Consider the following 19,560-nt stretch of genomic DNA (forward strand, 5'->3'; position numbering starts at 1 on the left):
GTGTCGTTTGGATCTTCGTGGATCAGCCCGCACCGGACGCCGCGGGCTGATCCACGAAGGCCGTCAGGACGGGGCCCAGCCCGCTCCGCGGGCCCGGTACGGTCGGGGGCCCTCCCCGTCCGCGGCCGGAGCCCGCGCGGACCGGCCTGCTGCTGCCGGACTCGGGCCGGGCCGAGGGACCGGTCGGCGGCGCGGTCGCCGCGCACCGCTTCGCCGGTCCGGCACCGGCTGCCGGGGCCCGCTCCGCGTCCGGGGCCGAGGCCACGCGGCGCGCGTCGCCGAGTGCGGCGCCTGGTCGCGCTCCTGTGCGCCGGGAGGCGCGGGGCATGGCCGCCGCGGACCACCGGTAGCGGTATCCGTCCGGGGCGCGCCCGTCGGGGGTGACAGCCGGTAGCGTGGCGCGCCGTGAGCACCTTGATCTGGATCGCGGTCGCGCTGATCGTCGTCGCCGTCTACCTGAGCTGGACCGCCGGACGTCTCGACCGGCTGCACAGCAGGCTGGACGCCGCCCGCGCCGCCCTGGACGCGCAGTTGCTGCGGCGTGCCTCGGTGGCCCAGGAGCTGGCCACCGCCGGGGTGCTCGACCCTGCCGCGTCGATGGTGCTCTACCAGGCCGCGCACGCCGCCCGGCAGTCCGAGGAGGAGCACCGGGAGGTCGCCGAGAGCGAGCTGAGCCAGGCGCTGCGGGCGGTCTTCGAGGAGAGCGCGCAGGTCGGGGCGGTGCGGGAGGCGCCGGGCGGTGAGGCGGCGCTGGGCGAGCTCACCGAGGCGGTCCGGCGGGTGCCGATGGCGCGCCGCTTCCACAACGACGCGGTGCGCGCGGCCCGGGCGCTGCGCCGCCACCGCAAGGTGCGCTGGTTCCGGCTGGCCGGTCACGCCCCGTTCCCGCTGGCCTTCGAGATGGACGACGAGCCGCCCGCCGCGCTGGCCGCCCGCGCCGGACACTGAGGAAGCCGCCCGCACCGGGCCGCCGCTGCCGCGGGACGCACTCCACCCGGGCCGTGGGACGCCGCTGACCTGGGACGTCGCCGCCTTCGAGCCACCGGCCCCCAATTGGCCCTTGCCGGGCGCCGTGCCCAGCCGCTTTTGTCATCCCTGTAGCACAGGCGCCATCGACCTGGACCGAATGGCCGGGTCATGAACGGGTATCGAACGGCCCTACGATGGGCTCATCGCGCTTTTCATCATCGAGTGAGGTCAAACCGTGTCCAGCACGCCCGCCAGCACGTCCAACTCCGAGGCTCCCGCGACCGGCACCGCCCGCGTCAAGCGCGGTATGGCCGAGCAGCTCAAGGGTGGCGTGATCATGGACGTCGTCACCCCGGAGGAAGCCAAGATCGCCGAGGACGCCGGTGCCGTCGCGGTCATGGCCCTCGAGCGGGTCCCGGCCGACATCCGCAAGGACGGCGGAGTGGCCCGGATGTCCGACCCGGACATGATCGACGGGATCATCAGCGCCGTCTCCATCCCGGTCATGGCCAAGTCCCGGATCGGCCACTTCGTCGAGGCCCAGGTGCTCCAGTCGCTCGGCGTCGACTACATCGACGAGTCCGAGGTCCTCACCCCGGCCGACGAGGTCAACCACAGCGACAAGTGGTCCTTCACCACGCCGTTCGTCTGCGGCGCCACCAACCTGGGCGAGGCCCTGCGCCGGATCGCCGAGGGTGCGGCCATGATCCGTTCCAAGGGTGAGGCCGGTACCGGCAACGTGGTCGAGGCCGTCCGCCACCTGCGCCAGATCAAGGGTGAGATCGCCCGGCTGCGCGGGCTGGACAACCACGAGCTCTACGCGGCCGCCAAGGAGCTGCGCGCCCCGTACGAGCTGGTCCAGGAGGTCGCCGCGGTCGGCAAGCTGCCGGTCGTGCTGTTCTCCGCCGGCGGTGTGGCCACCCCGGCCGACGCCGCGCTGATGCGCCAGCTCGGCGCCGAGGGCGTGTTCGTCGGTTCCGGCATCTTCAAGTCCGGCGACCCGGCCAAGCGCGCCGCCGCCATCGTGAAGGCCACCACCTTCTACGACGACCCGAAGGTCATCGCGGATGTGTCCCGCGACCTCGGTGAGGCCATGGTCGGCATCAACTGCGACACCCTCCCCGAGAGCGAGCGCTACGCCCAGCGCGGCTGGTGACCCGGCCGGTCCCCGGCCAGTGGACCGGCACCACCCGGCACCACGCGTCCCGGCGGACGCGTGGTGCCCCTGACGTCCCGAGAGGTCTTCGCCCCGTGTCTTCCCCGACTTCCGCGTCCGCGCCGTCGGCGGCGCCCGCCCCGGCGGACGACGCCCCCGTGATCGGCGTCCTCGCCCTCCAGGGCGATGTGCGCGAACACCTCGCCGCGCTCGCCGCGGCCGGGGCCCCGGCCAGGCCCGTCCGCCGACCCGAGGAACTCGCCGAGGTCGCCGGACTGGTCATCCCCGGTGGCGAGTCGACCACCATGTCCAAGCTGACGGTCATCTTCGGGCTGCTGGAGCCGCTGCGGGAGCGGGTGCGCGCGGGTATGCCGGTGTACGGCACCTGCGCGGGCATGATCATGGTCGCGGACAAGATCCTCGACGGCCGTGACGACCAGGAGACCGTCGGCGGGATCGACATGATCGTCCGTCGGAACGCCTTCGGCCGTCAGAACGAGTCCTTCGAGGCCGGGATCGACGTCAAGGGCATCGACGGCGGTCCGGTGGAGGGCGTCTTCATCCGCGCGCCGTGGGTGGAGTCGGTGGGCGCCGCCGCCGAGGTGCTGGCGACCTTCGACGGGCACACCGTCGCGGTCCGTCAGGATCATGTCCTCGCCACGTCGTTCCACCCGGAGCTGACCGGAGACCACCGGGTGCACGCGCTCTTCGTCGAGATGGTGCGGCAGTCCCTGCGAGGCTGAGCCCGGTAGGATCGCAGGCGTTCGTACAGCACTGGGTTACGCGAAGGAGACAGGCGGATGTCCGGCCACTCTAAATGGGCTACGACGAAGCACAAGAAGGCCGTGATCGATGCCAAGCGCGGCAAGCTCTTCGCGAAGCTGATCAAGAACATCGAGGTCGCGGCCCGGACCGGCGGCGCCGACCCGGACGGCAACCCGACGCTCTTCGACGCCATTCAGAAGGCCAAGAAGAGTTCGGTGCCGAACAAGAACATCGACAGCGCGGTCAAGCGCGGTGCCGGTCTCGAAGCGGGTGGCGCCGACTACGAGACGATCATGTACGAGGGCTACGGTCCGAACGGTGTCGCGGTGCTCATCGAGTGCCTCACCGACAACCGCAACCGCGCCGCCTCCGACGTGCGCGTCGCCATGACCCGCAACGGCGGTTCGATGGCCGACCCGGGTTCGGTCTCCTACCTGTTCAACCGCAAGGGCGTGGTGATCGTCCCCAAGGGTGAGCTGAGCGAGGACGATGTGCTCGGCGCGGTGCTGGACGCGGGCGCCGAGGAGGTCAACGACCTCGGTGAGTCCTTCGAGGTGATCAGCGAGGCCACCGACCTGGTCGCGGTCCGCTCCGCGCTCCAGGAGCAGGACATCGACTACGACTCCGCCGAGGCCAACTTCGTGCCCACCATGCAGGTGGAGCTCGAAGAGGACGGCGCGCGCAAGATCTTCAAGCTGATCGACGCGCTCGAGGACAGCGACGACGTGCAGAACGTGTTCGCCAACTTCGACGTCTCCGACGAGGTCATGGCCAAGGTGGACGCCTGAGGCCCCATCAGCAGACGCGAAACGGGCGGGTCGGCGGGGACACACCCCACCGGCCCGTCGGCGTTGTCGGTGGCAGCCGCTAGCCTGCGTCAGCAGTTGATCGGATCGGCGGCGGTGAGGGGAGGAGCGTCGTGCGGGTGCTGGGTGTGGACCCGGGGCTGACCCGGTGCGGCATCGGCGTGGTCGAGGGGGTCGCGGGCCGCCCGTTGCGGATGCTGGGCGTCGGCGTCGTGCGCACCCCGGCGGACGCCGAGGTCGCCGACCGCCTCGTGCTCATCGAGCGCGGTATCGAGGAGTGGCTCGACGCCCACCGGCCCGAATTCGTCGCCGTGGAGCGGGTGTTCAGCCAGCACAACGTGCGCACCGTCATGGGCACCGCCCAGGCCAGCGCCGTCGCGATGCTGTGCGCGGCCCGCCGCGGGCTGCCGGTCGCGCTGCACACCCCCAGCGAGGTCAAGGCGGCCGTCACCGGATCCGGACGGGCGGACAAGGCCCAGGTCGGCGCCATGGTCACCCGGCTGCTGCGGCTTGACGCACCCCCCAAACCGGCCGACGCCGCCGACGCCCTGGCGCTCGCCATCTGTCATATCTGGCGGGCACCCGCGACCAACCGCCTCCAGCGGGCCGTCGCCGCCCACCGCACCACGAAAGGCCGTACCCCATGATCGCGTTCGTCTCCGGTCCGGTCGCGGCCCTCGCCCCGGACACCGCCGTCGTCGAGGTCGGCGGTGTCGGTCTGGCGCTCCACTGCACCCCCGGCACCCTCTCCGGGCTGCGCCTCGGAGAGCAGACCCGGCTCGCCGCCTCCCTGGTCGTCCGCGAGGACTCGCTCACCCTCTACGGCTTCGCCGACGACGACGAGCGCCAGGTCTTCGAGCTGCTCCAGACCGCCAGCGGGGTCGGCCCCCGGCTCGCCCAGGCCATGCTGGCCGTCCACACCCCGGACGCACTGCGGATCGCCGTCTCCACCGGGGACGAGAAGGCGCTCACCGCCGTCCCCGGCATCGGCAAGAAGGGTGCCCAGAAGCTGCTGCTCGAGCTGAAGGACCGGCTCGGCGAGCCGATCGGCTCCGCCGTGCCCGCCGCCCGCCCCGCGCCCGCGGCGGGCTGGAGCGATCAGCTGCACACCGCCCTGGTGGGCCTCGGCTACGCCCCCCGGGAGGCCGACGAGGCGGTCGCCGCCGTCACCCCCCGGGCCGAGGCGGCCCTCGCCGACGGCGGTGCGCCCCAGGTGGCCCAGCTGCTGCGGGCCGCCCTCCAGACCCTGAACCGCACCCGGTGACCGGCCGTCGTCGCGCCGGGGCGCGACCGGCGGCACCGCTCGAGACGACATCGCGAGGCGATACGCAGTGAACTGGGACGAGACCGCACCGGCCACCGCCGAGGACCTGTCGCCCGGCGCGGGCGGCAGACTGGTGGGCGCCGACGCCGACGGCGAGGACCAGGCGGTGGAGGCCGCGCTGCGCCCCAAGGACCTGGGTGAGTTCGTCGGTCAGGAGCGGGTGCGCGAACAGCTCGACCTGGTGCTCAAGGCTGCCCGGCAGCGCGGCGGCACCGCCGACCACGTGCTGCTCTCCGGCGCCCCCGGCCTCGGCAAGACCACTCTTTCGATGATCATCGCGGCCGAGATGAACGCCCCGATCCGGATCACCTCGGGCCCCGCGATCCAGCACGCGGGTGATCTCGCCGCGATCCTCTCCTCCCTCACCGAGGGGGAGGTGCTGTTCCTCGACGAGATCCACCGCATGTCCCGGCCCGCCGAGGAGATGCTCTACATGGCGATGGAGGACTTCCGGGTCGACGTGATCGTCGGCAAGGGGCCGGGCGCCACCGCCATCCCGCTGGAGCTGCCGCCGTTCACCCTGGTGGGGGCCACCACCAGGGCCGGACTGCTGCCGCCCCCGCTGCGCGACCGCTTCGGGTTCACCGGCCATATGGAGTTCTACGCCCCGGCCGAGCTGGAGCGCGTCATCCACCGCTCCGCCGGGCTGCTCGACGTCACCATCGGACCCGAGGGTGCCGCCGAGATCGCCGGACGCTCCCGCGGCACCCCCCGGATCGCCAACCGGCTGCTGCGCCGGGTGCGCGACTACGCCCAGGTCAAGGCCGACGGTGTGATCACCCGCGAGATCGCCGCCAGTGCCCTGGCCGTCTACGACGTGGACGGCCGGGGGCTGGACCGGCTGGACCGCGCGGTGCTCAGCGCCCTGCTCAAGCTGTTCGGCGGCGGCCCGGTGGGGCTGTCCACCCTGGCGGTGGCCGTGGGCGAGGAGCGCGAGACGGTCGAGGAGGTCGCCGAGCCCTTCCTGGTACGGGAGGGGCTGCTGGCCCGTACCCCCCGGGGGCGTGTCGGCACCCCCGCGGCCTGGGCCCATCTGGGACTCACCCCGCCCCAGCCGTCCGGTGCGGGGGGTCAGAAGGGTCTGTTCGAGGCATGAGGGCGCGGTGCTTCGGCATCATGGGATGAAGAGCGAATAATGGCGGCGGCAGGAACCCCGACGCCGCGCCGGGCGTTGTTCCATTGGCGTGGCCTCGCTTAGACTCCGCCGATGCCGTCCGTATGCCGTCCGGGAACCGTGCGGCGTATCCATCCCCGAAGACCAGGCCGCTTCCCCGCGGTCGTGTGAAGGAATTTCCGTCCCGTGAATATCGTGACTCTCCTGCCGTTCATCGTGCTCATCGGGGCCATGTTCCTGATGACCCGATCGGCCAAGAACAAGCAGCGCCAGGCCGCGCAGATGCGCGATGAGATGCACCCGGGCACCGGTGTGCGGACCATCGGGGGCATGTATGGCACGGTCAAGGAGGTCAACGACGACACGGTCCTCCTCGAGGTCGCCCCCGGCGTGCACGCGATCTACGCGAAGAACGCCGTGGGCGCCGTCCTCCCGGACGAGGAGTACAACCGCATCGTCCACGGCATCGACCCCGAGGCCGACGACCACGGCCCTGTCGTCCCCGACGACGCCTCCTCGCTGACCGGGACCGCGCACGCCGACGCCGCCGATGGCGAGCCTGCCGACGCCGAGCCGGCCGATGCCAAGAAGATCGACCTCGGCAAGGACGACGCCGGCACGGCGGACTCGTCCGACGGTGACAAGCGGGACGGCAGCACCGACGCGAAGTAACACGTACCGGGAACCGCGGCGCCCACCGCTCGGCGCGCCGCGGTTCCCGGACGGTTAGGGCTCCGCAGGGGCCGTCCCCCACAAGACTTCGTGGCCGCCTGCCGCACCCCGGGTGCGGGGCGGTTGGACAGGGAGATACGACAAGGTGGCAGCACCGAAGAAGGGCCGCAGGTCACCCGGGTCACAGGGCAGGCCCGGACGCGCCCTGGCCGTGATCCTGATCGCCATCGTGGCGCTCACCGGGGGGATGTTCCTCTCCGGTCACACCACGCCGCGCCTGGGCATCGACCTCGCGGGCGGTACCAGCTTCACGCTGGAGGCCAAGAACCAGCCGGGCAGGCCCAACGCGATCAACACGGCCAATATGAACACGGCCGTCGGCATCATCGAGCGGCGTGTCAACGGTCTGGGTGTGTCCGAGGCCGAGGTCCAGACGCAGGGCGACAAGCACATCATCGTGAACATCCCCAAGGGGACGAACGCGAAGCAGGCCCGCCAGCAGGTCGGCACCACCGCCCAGCTCTACTTCCGGCCGGTGACCACCACCACTCCCGCTGCCGGGAAGACCCCCGAGCCCACCCCGAACCCCACCGCCACCGGCAAGCCCGGCGACAAGGGCGACAAGGGTGCCGACAAGGGTGACAAGGGCGCCGACAAGGACAAGCCCTCGGCCAACCCGTCGACGAGCGCCAGTCCCCAGGGCCGCGCCGTGCCGAACGCGCTGAAGGCCGACAAGGCGCCGACGCCCAGCCCCTCGAAGACCCCCAAGGGCGGCCAGACCAAGCAGCCCTCGGACCCCGACAGCCAGAAGCAGCTGGCCAAGGACTTCGCCGCGCTGGACTGCACCACCAAGAAGGGCCGCGCGGCGGCCGCCGAGAAGGCGGCCAACGCCAAGCCGAGCGACTCGATCCTCGCCTGTGGCCAGAAGGGCGACGCCAAGTACGTCCTCGGCCCGGCCCAGGTCGAGGGCACCGACGTCGACGACGCCTCGGCCGTCTTCGAGAGCCAGAACGCCTCGGGCTGGATCGTGCAGCTCGGCTTCAACAGCAAGGGCGCCAAGAAGTTCGCCAACGTCACCGGCGAGCTGGCGGCCAAGCAGGACCCGCAGAACCGCTTCGCGATCACCCTCGACGGTGAGGTCGTCTCCGCCCCCTCGGTCGACACGGCGATCACCGGCGGCAGCGCCACCATCTCCGGCGGCTTCACCCAGCAGAGCGCCGAGGACCTGGCCAACGTGCTGTCCTTCGGTGCCCTCCCGCTGACCTTCGACATCGCGGACGAGACCACGGTCTCCGCCGCCCTCGGCGGTGAGCAGCTCCACGCGGGTCTGATCGCCGGTGCCATCGGTATGGCCCTGGTCGTGCTCTACCTGGTCATCTACTACCGCGGTCTGGCCCTGGTGGCCATGGCAAGCCTCGGGGTCTCCGCGGTGCTCACCTACACGATCATGGTGCTGCTCGGCCCCGGTATCGGCTTCGCGCTGAACCTCCCGGCCGTCTGCGGCGCGATCGTGGCCATCGGTATCACCGCCGACTCGTTCATCGTCTACTTCGAACGGATCCGGGACGAGATCCGGGAGGGCCGCTCGCTGCGCCCCGCCGTCGAGCGCGGCTGGCCGCGGGCCCGGCGCACCATCCTGGTCTCCGACTTCGTGTCGTTCCTGGCCGCCGCGGTGCTCTACGTCGTCACCGTCGGCAAGGTGCAGGGCTTCGCCTTCACCCTGGGCCTGACCACGCTGCTCGACGTCGCGGTGGTGTTCCTCTTCACCAAGCCGCTGATGACGCTCCTCGCCCGCCGCCCGTTCTTCGGCAACGGTCACCCGTGGTCCGGTCTGGACCCCCAGCGCCTGGGTGCCACGCCGCCCCTGCGCCGGCGCCGTTCCGCCGCCCCCGCCGACACGAAGGAGGCGTGAGATGTCGCGACTCGGCACTCTCGGCGCCAGGCTCTACCGAGGCGAGGTCGGCTACGACTTCGTCGGCAAGCGCAAGATCTGGTACGGCGTCTCGATACTGATCACCATCCTGGCCATCGCCGGGCTGGCGGTGCGCGGTCTCAACATGGGCATCGAGTTCTCCGGCGGCGCCGTCTTCACCACGCCCAAGGCCGGCGTCTCGACCACCGACGTCCGCCAGACCGCCGAGAAGGCGGCCGACGGCCACACCGTGGTCGTCCAGGAGCTCGGCCGCGGCGGTCTGCGGATCCAGATCAGCGAGCTGGGCACCAAGGAGGCGCTGCCGGTCCAGGAGGCCCTGTCCAAGAAGCTGGACGTCTCGGCCAACAAGATCGACACCCAGCTGGTCGGCCCGAGCTGGGGCGAGCAGATCGCCAGCAAGGCGTGGCAGGGCCTGGCGATCTTCATGGTGCTGGTGGTGGTCTATCTGGCCATCGCCTTCGAATGGCGGATGGCACTCGCCGCCCTGATCGCGCTGATCCACGACATCACCATCACCGTCGGGATCTACGCGCTGGTCGGCTTCGAAGTAACCCCCGGTACCGTGATCGGTCTGCTCACGATCCTCGGTTATTCGCTCTATGACACCGTCGTGGTCTTCGACGGCCTCAAGGAAGCGACGAAGGACCTCACCAAACAGAACCGCTTCACCTACAGCGAGGTCGCCAACCGCAGCCTCAATTCGACCCTGGTGCGGTCCATCAACACCACGGTCGTGGCGCTGCTGCCGGTCGGCGCGCTGCTGTTCATCGGCGGCGGTCTGCTGGGCGCGGGCATGCTCAACGACATCTCGCTGTCGCTGTTCGTCGGTCTGGCCGCCGGTGCCTACTCCTCGATCTTCATCGCCACTCCGCTCGTCGCCGATCTGAAGGAGCGCGACCCGCGGATGAAGGCGCTGGCCAAGCGGGTGCGTGCCAAGCGCGCCGCGAGCGCCAAGGCGGAGGCCGGCGGCGACCGGTCGGCAGAGGAGGGCGACAGCGGCCCGGACACGGACCTCCAGGACGCCGGAGCGGCCCCCGCCGGGGTCGTCGGCCAGCGCCGCCAGGCCGCCTCGCGCGGCCGGGGCCGCGGCCGCCCGTCGGGCAAGCGCCGATGAGCGCGGGGACGACGGGCACCGCGACCGGTGCGGACGGCTTCAGCGGGCTCCCCGCCGAGGAGCTGCGCGGACTGCTGCTCAGCCGGATCCAGGACGTACCGGACTATCCGAAGCCGGGCGTGATGTTCAAGGACATCACCCCGCTGCTGGCCGACGCCGCCGCGTTCGGCGCGCTGACCGAGGCGCTGGCGGAGCTGGCCCTGCGGCACCGGGCCGACAAGATCGTGGGCCTGGAGGCGCGCGGCTTCATCCTCGCCGCCCCGGCCGCGGTCCGCGCCGGAATCGGCTTCGTCCCCGTCCGCAAGGCCGGGAAGCTCCCCGGGGCGACCCTGGGCCAGGCGTACGAGCTGGAGTACGGCACCGCCGAGATCGAGATACACGCCGACGCCCTGGCTCCGGGTGACCGGGTCCTGGTCATCGACGACGTCCTGGCCACCGGCGGTACCGCGGAGGCGTCCCTGGAGCTGATCCGACGGGCCGGAGCCCAGGTGGCCGGGGTCGCCGTCCTGCTGGAGCTCGGCTTCCTCGAGGGCCGCGGCCGACTGCTGGGCCCGCTGGACAGCGCCCCGCTGGAGGCGCTGATCACCATCTGAGCGGTGTCGCGCCGACACCGCAGCCGGAGGGCGGGGACCTGCGATCATGCCGGGTCCCCGCCCTCCGGCATGCCCGGCCCCGCCCCGGTCCGCACGACCGACAGGCAAGCGGAGTGGCGGGATCGATACCATGGCACCCCGACCTCTTGAGGTCCGGACCGCTTGAGGAGTGCTCTTGCCAGACGAGGCCCAGCCGCTCTCGCCCCACGTCCGTCCGGGAGGAACCCCTTCCGCGAACCAGGACGCGCCGACCGCCGCCGAGCCGACGGCGGCCTCCGGCACGCCCCGGACCAGCGGCGACAGCCCGGCCGGAAGCGGCCCCGAGCAGAAGGGCCCCCGGCCCGCCCCGACCCGCGGCAGCGGCCTGCCGTCCACCGCCGCCCGCCCCGCGCCCGGCCCCGCGCCCCGCTCGGGATCGTCCAACCGCGTCCGGGCCCGGCTGGCCCGCCTCGGCGTCCAGCGCTCCAGCCCGTACAACCCCGTGCTGGAGCCCCTGCTGCGCATCGTCCGCGGCAACGACCCGAAGGCCGACGCGGGGACGCTGCGCCAGATCGAGCGTGCCTACCAGGTGGCCGAGCGCTGGCACCGCGGCCAGAAGCGCAAGAGCGGCGATCCGTACATCACCCACCCGCTCGCGGTCACCACGATCCTCGCCGAGCTGGGTATGGATCCGGCCACTTTGATGGCCGGGCTGCTGCACGACACCGTCGAGGACACCGAGTACGGCCTGGACACCCTGCGCCGTGACTTCGGCGACCAGGTCGCCCTGCTCGTCGACGGCGTCACCAAGCTGGACAAGGTCAAGTTCGGCGAGGCCGCCCAGGCCGAGACCGTGCGCAAGATGGTCGTCGCCATGGCCAAGGACCCCCGGGTCCTGGTGATCAAGCTGGCCGACCGGCTGCACAACATGCGCACCATGCGCTACCTCAAGCGGGAGAAGCAGGAGAAGAAGGCCCGCGAGACCCTCGAGATCTACGCCCCGCTCGCCCACCGGCTGGGCATGAACACCATCAAGTGGGAGCTGGAGGACCTCGCCTTCGCGATCCTCTACCCCAAGATGTACGACGAGATCGTGCGGCTGGTCGCCGAGCGGGCCCCCAAGCGCGACGAGTACCTGGCCGTGGTCACCGATCAGGTCCAGGGCGATCTGCGGGCCGCGCGCATCAAGGCCACCGTCACCGGGCGGCCCAAGCACTACTACTCCGTCTACCAGAAGATGATCGTGCGGGGCCGGGACTTCGCCGAGATCTACGACCTGGTGGGCATCCGCGTCCTCGTCGACACCGTCCGCGACTGCTACGCGGCGCTCGGGACCATCCACGCGCGGTGGAACCCGGTGCCGGGGCGGTTCAAGGACTACATCGCGATGCCCAAGTTCAACATGTACCAGTCGCTGCACACGACGGTCATCGGGCCCAGTGGCAAGCCGGTCGAGCTCCAGATCCGCACCTTCGACATGCACCGCCGCGCCGAGTACGGCATCGCCGCGCACTGGAAGTACAAGCAGGAGGCCGTCGCGGGCGCCTCCAAGGTGCGCACCGATGTGCCCCGCAAGCCCGGCAAGGACGACGCCATCAACGACATGGCGTGGCTGCGGCAGCTCCTGGACTGGCAGAAGGAGACCGAGGACCCCGGAGAGTTCCTGGAGTCCCTGCGCTTCGACCTCTCCCGCAACGAGGTCTTCGTCTTCACGCCCAAGGGCGATGTCATAGCGCTGCCGGCCGGGGCCACCCCGGTGGACTTCGCCTACGCCGTGCACACCGAGGTCGGCCACCGCACCATCGGGGCCCGGGTCAACGGCCGGCTGGTGCCGCTGGAGTCCACCCTCGACAACGGCGACCTCGTCGAGGTCTTCACCTCCAAGGCGCCGGGCGCCGCGCCCTCCCGCGACTGGCTGGGCTTCGTGAAGTCCCCGCGCGCCCGCAACAAGATCCGCGCCTGGTTCTCCAAGGAGCGCCGCGACGAGGCGATCGAGCAGGGCAAGGACGCCATCGTCCGGGCGATGCGCAAGCAGAACCTGCCGATCCAGCGCATCCTCACCGGTGACTCACTGGTCACCCTGGCGCACGAGATGCGCTACCCCGACATCTCCTCGCTCTACGCGGCCATCGGCGAGGGCCATGTCTCCGCGCAGAACGTGGTCAACAAGCTGGTCCAGGCCCTCGGCGGCGAGGAGGCCGCCAACGAGGACATCGCCGAGACCACCCCGCCCATCAGCAGCCGTTCCAAGCGCCGCTCCAACGCCGACCCCGGTGTGGTGGTCAAGGGCGTCGAGGACGTCTGGGTCAAGCTGGCCCGCTGCTGTACGCCGGTGCCGGGCGACCCCATCATCGGCTTCGTCACCCGCGGCAGCGGCGTCTCGGTGCACCGCGCCGACTGCGTCAACGTGGACTCGCTGTCCCAGCAGCCCGAGCGCATCCTCGACGTCGAATGGGCGCCCACCCAGTCCTCGGTCTTCCTGGTCGCCATCCAGGTCGAGGCGCTGGACCGGTCCCGGCTGCTCTCGGACGTCACCCGCGTACTGTCCGACCAGCACGTCAACATCCTGTCGGCGGCCGTGCAGACCTCCCGCGACCGGGTGGCCGTCTCGCGCTTCACCTTCGAGATGGGCGACCCCAAGCACCTGGGACACGTCCTCAAGGCCGTACGCGGCGTCGAGGGCGTCTACGACGTCTACCGGGTCACCTCGGCCCGGCAGCGCTGAGCGCGGGCTCACAGCGGGCGTACAGCGACTACGGCGATGGCCGACGCCCACCCATGACGCCGAACGGCGGCCCCGGATCACCGGGGCCGCCGTTCGTCACCGTGTGGGCGGGTGCCGCTCAGCCGCCGAACTCCTCCAGGCCCTTGAGCGCCTGGTCCAGCAGCGCCTGCCGGCCCTCCAGCTCCTTGGCCAGCTTGTCGGCCTTCGCGTTGTTCCCCGACGCGCGGGCGGCGTCGATCTGCCGGCGCAGCTTGTCCACCGCGTCCTGGAGCTGACCGGTCAGCCCCTCGGCGCGGGCCCGCGCCTCGGGGTTGGTCCGCCGCCACTCGACCTCTTCGGCTTCCTGGAGGGCGCGCTCGACCGCGTGCAGCCGGCCCTCGATCCGCGACCGGGAGTCCCGCGGGACGTGGCCGATGGCCTCCCACCGCTCGTTGACCGACCGGAAGGCCGCGCGGGCCGCCTTCAGATCCGAGACCGGCAGCAGCTTCTCGGCCTCGACGACCAGCTCCTCCTTGCGGGTCAGATTCTCCCGCTGCTCGGCGTCGCGCTCGGCGAAGATCTCACCGCGCGCCTGGAAGAAGACGTCCTGCGCCCCGCGGAAGCGGTTCCACAGGTCGTCCTCGGCCTCGCGCTGCGCACGGCCCGCGGCCTTCCAGTCCGACATCAGCTCCCGGTACCGGGCGGCCGTCGGCCCCCAGTCGGTGGAGCCGGACAGCGCCTCGGCCTCGGCGACCAGCTTCTCCTTGGTCTGCCGGGCCTCCTCGCGCTGGGCGTCCAGCGCCGCGAAGTGCGCCTTGCGGCGCTTGGAGAAGGCCGACCGGGCGTGCGAGAAGCGGTGCCACAGCTCGTCGTCGGTCTTGCGGTCCAGACGCGGCAGGCCCTTCCAGGTGTCGACCAGGGCGCGCAGCCGCTCCCCGGCCGCCCGCCACTGCTCGCTGGCGGCCAGCTCCTCGGCCTCGGCGACCAGCGCCTCCTTGGACCTGCGGGCCTCCTCGGTCTGGTGGGCCTTGGCCGCCTTGCGCTGCTCACGGCGCTTATCGACGTCCTCGGCGAGCTTGTCGAGCCGCTTCCTGAGCGCGTCCAGATCACCGACCACATGGTGCTCGTCGACCTGCTGCCGGATGTGGTCCAGAGCGGTCGTCGCGTCCTTGGCGGACAGGTCGGTGGTCCTCACCCGGCGCTCGAGGAGGCCGATCTCGACGACCAGGCCCTCGTACTTGCGCTCGAAGTAGGCGAGGGCCTCTTCCGGAGAACCCGCCTGCCACGATCCGACGACCTGCTCACCGTCGGCCGTGCGCACGTACACGGTCCCCGCCTCGTCGACGCGGCCCCAAGGCTCGCTGCTCACAGCGCCTCCTCCACATGATGCCGGGGCGGGCGCGCGGCCCGCCGGCATCGTCCACAGTTTCTTCCGGCCGGGAAACGCCCTGGCCGGTCTCTCAGCGGGATGGCAGCCATCGGGACGGCACCCCACACAACGCCAACATAGGCGAACCGTGCCCCGGCTGTCCGTATCCTGCGCGACCGAAATTTCGCAGTACGCACGTCAGGGGCGTCAGGACGAGGTGACCGTCGCCTTGTTGATCTTCACGGTCGCGTTCGGGGCGGTGTTGCCGGTCTGGTCCGGGGGAGCGGCACCCGCGTTGCCGATCTTCTTCAGGACCTTCATACCGTCCTCGCCGATGGTCCCGAAGGGGGTGTAGTCCGGGGGCAGCTGGCTGTCCTGGTAGACGAGGAAGAACTGGCTGCCGCCGCTGTTCCGGCCCTCCTTGGTCTGGGCGTTGTACTGGTTGGCCATCGCCACCGTGCCGGCCGGGTAGACGTTCCCCTTGAGCGAGGGGTCCTTCAGGTTCTCGTCCGGGATGGTGTAGCCCGGACCGCCCCGGCCGGTGCCCTGCGGATCGCCGCACTGGAGCACGAAGATGCCCTGGTTGGTCAGCCGGTGGCAGGAGGTGTGGTCCAGGTAGCCCTTCTTCGCCAGGAAGTCGAAGGAGTTGACCGTGTGCGGCGCCTTGTCCGCCTTCAGGTCGATGGAGATGTCCCCGCAGGTCGTCTCCAGCTTCATGGTGTACTCGGCCGCCTTGCCGATGGTGACCTCGGGCTCCTTCTTCCAGGTCATCTTCTCGGGCTTCTCGCCCTTGGCCTTCTTCGCCCCCGCGGCACAGGGGTCCTCGGCCTTCTTGGTCGGCGGCGCGGTGGGGGGCGTCGCGGCGGAGTCGTCCTTCTTCTTGTCGTCGCCGCCCCCGGACAGCGCGCCCACGGTCGCCACCGCACCGCCCGCCGCCAGCACCACGGCAAGCGTCGAGGCGATCACCGTGTTGCGGCGGCGCGCCTTGTCCCGGGCCTGCTGGCGCCGGGCCTGCTGCCGAAGGTACTTCTCCCGGGCGAGTTGCCGCCGCCGCTGCTCGTTACTGACCACCGGGTCGTCTCCTCATGGCGTGTGCCGTCGGTCTGGTCACTGATCGCTCGGCCGTACCGTATACGGGTTCGCTGTGGCGGGGCCGCCGCCGGTAGGCTCTGGAGCTGCCGACATTCTTCTGCCGGACGACTTTTAAGGACGATCGTGCTCATTGCCGGGTTCCCCGCCGGGGCCTGGGGGACCAACTGCTACCTGGTCGCCCCCGCCGCCGGCGAGGAGTGCGTGATCATCGACCCGGGCCATCAGGCGGCCCCCGGAGTCGAGGAGGCGATCGCCAAGCATCGGCTCAAGCCCGTCGCCGTCGTCCTCACCCACGGCCACCTCGACCACGTCGCCTCGGTGGTCCCGGTGTGCGGCGCCCATGACGTACCGGCCTGGATCCACCCGGCGGACCGCTTCATGATGAGCGACCCCGAGAAGGCCCTCGGCCGTTCCATCGGACTGCCGCTGCTGGGCGAGCTGACCGTGGGTGAACCGGACGACGTCAAGGAACTGGCCGACGGCGCCGAGCTGACGCTGGCCGGTCTGGAGCTGACCGTCGCGCACGCGCCGGGGCATACCAAGGGGTCGGTGACCTTCCGGATGCCCGAACAGGCGGACATCCCATCCGTCTTCTTCTCGGGCGACCTGCTGTTCGCCGGCTCCATCGGACGCACCGACCTGCCCGGCGGTGACCACGCCGAGATCCTCGAGTCGCTGGCCCGTGTGGTCCTGCCGCTCGACGACTCGACCGTGGTGCTGTCCGGCCACGGCCCCCAGACCAGCATCGGCCGCGAACGCGCCACCAACCCCTATCTGCGGGAGGTGGCCGCCGGCCTCGGAGGCGGCATCCAGGAGCCGGCTCCGCGACGAGGAATGTGACGAGAGAACTGCCGTGAGCACCTTCAAGGCCCCCCGGGGCACGTATGACCTGATCCCGCCGGTCTCCGCGACCTATCTCGCGGTGCGCGAAGCCATCTCCGCACCGCTGCGGCGGTCCGGTTACGGCTACGTCGAGACCCCCGGTTTCGAGAACGTGGAGCTCTTCGCGCGCGGCGTCGGGGAGTCCACCGACATCGTGACCAAGGAGATGTACACCCTCACCACCAAGGGCGGCGACCAGCTCGCGCTGCGCCCCGAAGGCACCGCCTCGGTACTGCGCGCCGCGCTGGAGGCCAATCTGCACAAGGCCGGATCGCTGCCGGTCAAGCTCTGGTACTCGGGCTCGTACTACCGCTACGAGCGCCCGCAGAAGGGCCGCTACCGCCACTTCTCCCAGGTGGGCGCCGAGGCGATCGGCGCCGAGGACCCGGCCCTGGACGCCGAGTTGATCCTGCTGGCCCACGACGCCTACCGCTCGCTGGGGCTGCGCGACTTCCGGATCCTGCTGAACTCCCTGGGCGACGCCGAGTGCCGCCCCGTCTACCGGGCCGCCCTCCAGGAGTTCCTGCGCGGCCTGGACCTCGACGAGGACACCCGCCGCCGTATCGAGATCAATCCGCTGCGGGTGCTGGACGACAAGCGCGACGCCGTCCAGAAGCAGCTGACCGGCGCACCGCTGCTGCGCGACTACCTGTGCGACGGCTGCCGCGCCTACCACGCCGAGGTGCGCGAGCTGATCAGCGCGCAGGGCGTGACCTTCGAGGACGACCCCAAGCTGGTCCGCGGGCTGGACTACTACACCCGCACCACCTTCGAGTTCGTCCACGACGGCCTCGGCTCCCAGTCCGCGGTCGGCGGCGGCGGCCGCTACGACGGCCTCTCCGAGATGATCGGCGGCCCCGCGCTGCCCTCCGTCGGCTGGGCCCTCGGCGTGGACCGCACGGTGCTGGCCCTGGAGGCCGAGGGCATCACCCTGGACCTGCCCGATGCCACCAGCGTGTTCGTGGTGCCGCTGGGCGAGGAGGCCCGGAAGATCCTCTTCGGTGTGGTGGCCGAGCTCCGCACGGCGGGCATCGCCACGGACTTCGCCTACGGCGGCAAGGGCCTCAAGGCCGCCATGAAGGCCGCCAACCGCAGCGGTGCCCGCTACGCGATCGTCGCCGGTGAACGCGACTTCGCCGAGGGCGTGGTCCAGCTCAAGGACATGGAGTCCGGCGAGCAGACCCCGGTCCCCCTCGACAAGGTCGTCCCCACCCTGCGCACCAAACTGAACTGACCACGGCACCACCGCGGATCGTGCCCCGTCACCCATGGCCGGTGTGACGGGGCACGGCTCTCAGAACAGCCCCAGCCGCATCGCGCTGGTGACCGCGGCCGTACGGTCGTCCACGCCCAGCTTGTTGAAGGCCCGCAGCAGATGGGTCTTCACGGTGGACTCGCCGATGTACAGCCGACGGCCGATCTCCGCGTTGGTACAGCCCTCGGCGACCAGCCGCAGCACGGCCGTCTCGCGCTCCGACAGCCGGGGCCGCTCGGGCCGGTCCCGGAGCCGGTCCACCAGCCGGGCCGCGACCGACGGAGCCAGCACCGTCTCTCCGCGGGCGGCTGAACGGATCGCCTCGGCCAGCTCGGCGCGGGGCGTGTCCTTGAGCAGATAGCCCGCCGCCCCGGCCTCCACCGCGCGCAGGATGTCGCCGTCCGTCTCGTACGTGGTCAGGACGATCACCCGGCAGGGCAGTCCGGCCGCGGTCATCCGGGCGATCGAGTCCACCCCGTCGCCGTCCGGCATCCGCAGGTCCATCAGCACCACATCGGGCAGCAGCGAGGCGCTGAGCGCCTCCGCGCGCGGCCCGCTGGCCGCCTCGCCGACAACCACCAGACCGGGTTCGGCGCTGAGCATCCCGCGCAGCCCCTCCCGTACCACCGGATGGTCGTCCGCGATCAGTATCCGGATCACCGTGTGCCTTCCCTCCGTACCGGCGCCGGTACGGGCGCCCGCACCGGCAGTTCCACCGTCACCGTGGTGCCCTCGCCCGGCACTCCGCGCACCTCGGCCGTGCCGCCCGCCTCCCGGGCGCGGGCGCGCAGTCCGGCGAGGCCGTATCCGCCGTGCGGGACCGCCGGGTCGAAACCGCGCCCGGTGTCCCGGATCCCCACCCGCAGCACCTCTTCGCCGTAGTCCAGCTCCAGTGCGACCGCGGCACCGGAACCGGCGTGCCGACAGGCGTTGGACAGCGCCTCCTGGCACGAGCGCAGCGCCACCACCTCCGCCGCGGCGGGCAGCGGCCGGACCGTGCCCGCTACCTCGACCCGGGCGGGGGCGCCCGTCTGCTCCTCGTGCCGCGCGGCCAGCCGCCGTACCGCGTCGGGCAGCGAGCTGCCATCCAGTTCGGCCGGGCCCGCTCCGGCGACCAGGGCGCGCGCCTCGGCCAGGTTCTCCCGCGCCGTACGGGCCATCAGGTCCAGATGGCGGCGGGCCAGCGGCACATCGTGCTCGAACTCCGACTCCACGGCCTGAACGAGCATCAGCAGGCTGGTGAACCCCTGGGCGAGGGTGTCGTGGATCTCCCGGGACAGCCGCTCCCGTTCGGTGAGGGCGCCGTGCGCGGCGGACAGCCGGGCCACCTCCTCACGGTTGGCCTCCAGTTCGGCGATGAGCGCCGCCCGCTCTCTGCTCTGGTCGATGACCGTGATGATCCAGCTTCCGAGGACCGCCGAGAACGCCAGGGTGACCACGGCGAACACCGAGTTGAGAAACAGCTCGTGTGGATCCGGCCGCCGCACGAGCGCCCAGGCTGCCACCGGCAGGAGGTTGAGGGAGGCCACGGCGGTCAGTGCCCAGCGCAGCCGAAGCAGGATGAAGCACTGCGGCGCCAGCGCGAACAGCGCGATCCGGGTCTCGCCGGCGAACGCCGAGGGCAGCAGGAAGAACACGGCGAGCCCCACGAGATAGACCACCCCGCGGCGCCGGTCGTCCTCTCCGTCCAGCAGGACCCGTCGGCCGACCAGCACATACCAGGGCGCGGGGGCGGGGAAAAGAGCAGACAAAGCCGCGGAGGGGTGCGGGACCAAGGGGGGGCCAAAAACAAAGGAAAAAAAGGGGGACACCAAAACAAACCCGTTAACGGGG

Annotated in this window: 18 protein-coding genes; 14 read left to right on the forward strand and 4 right to left on the reverse strand. The window is 71.4% G+C overall.

What is annotated here, in order from left to right:
- Positions 1–405: 405 nt before the first annotated feature.
- From AC07FT_RS23170 to AC07FT_RS23225, 12 genes are all read left to right on the forward strand, one after another.
- Positions 406–948 (forward strand): hypothetical protein, encoded by a 543-nt coding sequence (locus tag AC07FT_RS23170; RefSeq protein ID WP_479177890.1) that lies wholly within the window; start codon positions 406–408, stop codon positions 946–948.
- Between the two features lie 256 nt (positions 949–1,204).
- The gene (gene pdxS, locus AC07FT_RS23175) at positions 1,205–2,125 is read left to right on the forward strand and encodes a pyridoxal 5'-phosphate synthase lyase subunit PdxS (protein ID WP_471205399.1); all 921 of its coding nucleotides are present in this window, start codon (positions 1,205–1,207) and stop codon (positions 2,123–2,125) included.
- 95 nt (positions 2,126–2,220) lie between these two features.
- Entirely contained in the window at positions 2,221–2,868 is a 648-nt protein-coding gene (gene pdxT, locus AC07FT_RS23180) for a pyridoxal 5'-phosphate synthase glutaminase subunit PdxT (protein WP_471205397.1), read from the forward strand.
- 57 nt (positions 2,869–2,925) lie between these two features.
- On the forward strand, positions 2,926–3,678 hold the full coding sequence (locus tag AC07FT_RS23185; RefSeq protein WP_431772989.1) for a YebC/PmpR family DNA-binding transcriptional regulator: 753 nt from the start codon (positions 2,926–2,928) through the stop codon (positions 3,676–3,678).
- Positions 3,679–3,809: 131 nt separating this feature from the next.
- Positions 3,810–4,343, forward strand: coding sequence for a crossover junction endodeoxyribonuclease RuvC (ruvC, locus tag AC07FT_RS23190; protein WP_471205394.1), 534 nt, complete (start codon positions 3,810–3,812; stop codon positions 4,341–4,343).
- Positions 4,340–4,960: a Holliday junction branch migration protein RuvA gene (gene ruvA / locus AC07FT_RS23195; RefSeq protein ID WP_471205392.1), complete on the forward strand. Its 621-nt coding sequence runs from the start codon at positions 4,340–4,342 to the stop codon at positions 4,958–4,960. The genes ruvC and ruvA overlap by 4 nt, the downstream gene beginning before the upstream one ends.
- 67 nt (positions 4,961–5,027) lie before the next feature.
- Entirely contained in the window at positions 5,028–6,116 is a 1,089-nt protein-coding gene (gene ruvB, locus AC07FT_RS23200) for a Holliday junction branch migration DNA helicase RuvB (protein WP_479177891.1), read from the forward strand.
- 204 nt (positions 6,117–6,320) lie between these two features.
- Positions 6,321–6,806 carry a preprotein translocase subunit YajC gene (yajC, locus tag AC07FT_RS23205; RefSeq protein WP_479177892.1) on the forward strand — a complete coding sequence of 162 codons (486 nt, stop codon included), beginning with the start codon at positions 6,321–6,323 and terminating at the stop codon, positions 6,804–6,806.
- A 145-nt stretch (positions 6,807–6,951) separates the two neighbouring features.
- Positions 6,952–8,718: a protein translocase subunit SecD gene (gene secD / locus AC07FT_RS23210; protein ID WP_479177893.1), complete on the forward strand. Its 1,767-nt coding sequence runs from the start codon at positions 6,952–6,954 to the stop codon at positions 8,716–8,718.
- 1 nt (position 8,719) lies between these two features.
- Positions 8,720–9,853: a protein translocase subunit SecF gene (gene secF / locus AC07FT_RS23215; protein ID WP_479177894.1), complete on the forward strand. Its 1,134-nt coding sequence runs from the start codon at positions 8,720–8,722 to the stop codon at positions 9,851–9,853.
- Positions 9,850–10,446 (forward strand): adenine phosphoribosyltransferase, encoded by a 597-nt coding sequence (locus AC07FT_RS23220; RefSeq protein ID WP_479177895.1) that lies wholly within the window; start codon positions 9,850–9,852, stop codon positions 10,444–10,446. Before secF ends, AC07FT_RS23220 begins: the two co-directional genes overlap by 4 nt.
- A 175-nt stretch (positions 10,447–10,621) precedes the next feature.
- Positions 10,622–13,150, forward strand: coding sequence for a RelA/SpoT family protein (locus AC07FT_RS23225; protein WP_479177896.1), 2,529 nt, complete (start codon positions 10,622–10,624; stop codon positions 13,148–13,150).
- Positions 13,151–13,268: 118 nt separating this feature from the next.
- Here AC07FT_RS23225 and AC07FT_RS23230 read toward each other — a convergent pair whose 3' ends face one another.
- Together AC07FT_RS23230 and AC07FT_RS23235 are read right to left on the reverse strand one after the other, a co-directional pair.
- The gene (locus AC07FT_RS23230) at positions 13,269–14,498 is read right to left on the reverse strand and encodes a DUF349 domain-containing protein (protein WP_479177897.1); all 1,230 of its coding nucleotides are present in this window, start codon (positions 14,496–14,498) and stop codon (positions 13,269–13,271) included.
- Positions 14,499–14,705: 207 nt separating this feature from the next.
- Positions 14,706–15,569, reverse strand: a complete 864-nt coding sequence (locus tag AC07FT_RS23235; RefSeq protein ID WP_479177898.1) for a peptidylprolyl isomerase — start codon at positions 15,567–15,569, stop codon at positions 14,706–14,708.
- Positions 15,570–15,713: 144 nt separating this feature from the next.
- Here AC07FT_RS23235 and AC07FT_RS23240 point away from each other — a divergent pair, with 144 nt between their 5' ends.
- Both AC07FT_RS23240 and hisS read left to right on the forward strand, forming a co-directional pair.
- A complete protein-coding gene (locus AC07FT_RS23240; protein ID WP_479177899.1) occupies positions 15,714–16,430 on the forward strand; it encodes an MBL fold metallo-hydrolase in 717 nt (238 codons plus the stop codon).
- Between the two features lie 13 nt (positions 16,431–16,443).
- Complete coding sequence (gene hisS, locus AC07FT_RS23245; RefSeq protein ID WP_471205376.1) at positions 16,444–17,706, forward strand: histidine--tRNA ligase; 1,263 nt, start codon at positions 16,444–16,446, stop codon at positions 17,704–17,706.
- Positions 17,707–17,766: 60 nt separating this feature from the next.
- Here the strand turns inward: hisS and AC07FT_RS23250 are convergent, their stop codons facing one another.
- A complete protein-coding gene (locus tag AC07FT_RS23250; protein ID WP_479177900.1) occupies positions 17,767–18,387 on the reverse strand; it encodes a response regulator in 621 nt (206 codons plus the stop codon).
- A complete protein-coding gene (locus AC07FT_RS23255; RefSeq protein WP_479177901.1) occupies positions 18,384–19,478 on the reverse strand; it encodes a sensor histidine kinase in 1,095 nt (364 codons plus the stop codon). Before AC07FT_RS23255 ends, AC07FT_RS23250 begins: the two co-directional genes overlap by 4 nt.
- Positions 19,479–19,560: the final 82 nt, after the last annotated feature.

This window comes from Streptomyces sp. NPDC045899, from assembly GCF_056431485.1.

Excerpts from the sequence above, each read along its gene's own strand:
- ruvA (WP_471205392.1), top strand. The coding sequence starts at position 4,340 with ATGATCGCGTTCGTCTCCGGTCCGGTCGCGGCCCTCGCCCCGGACACC.
- AC07FT_RS23220 (WP_479177895.1), top strand. The coding sequence starts at position 9,850 with ATGAGCGCGGGGACGACGGGCACCGCGACCGGTGCGGACGGCTTCAGC.
- AC07FT_RS23185 (WP_431772989.1), top strand. The coding sequence starts at position 2,926 with ATGTCCGGCCACTCTAAATGGGCTACGACGAAGCACAAGAAGGCCGTG.
- secF (WP_479177894.1), top strand. The coding sequence starts at position 8,720 with ATGTCGCGACTCGGCACTCTCGGCGCCAGGCTCTACCGAGGCGAGGTC.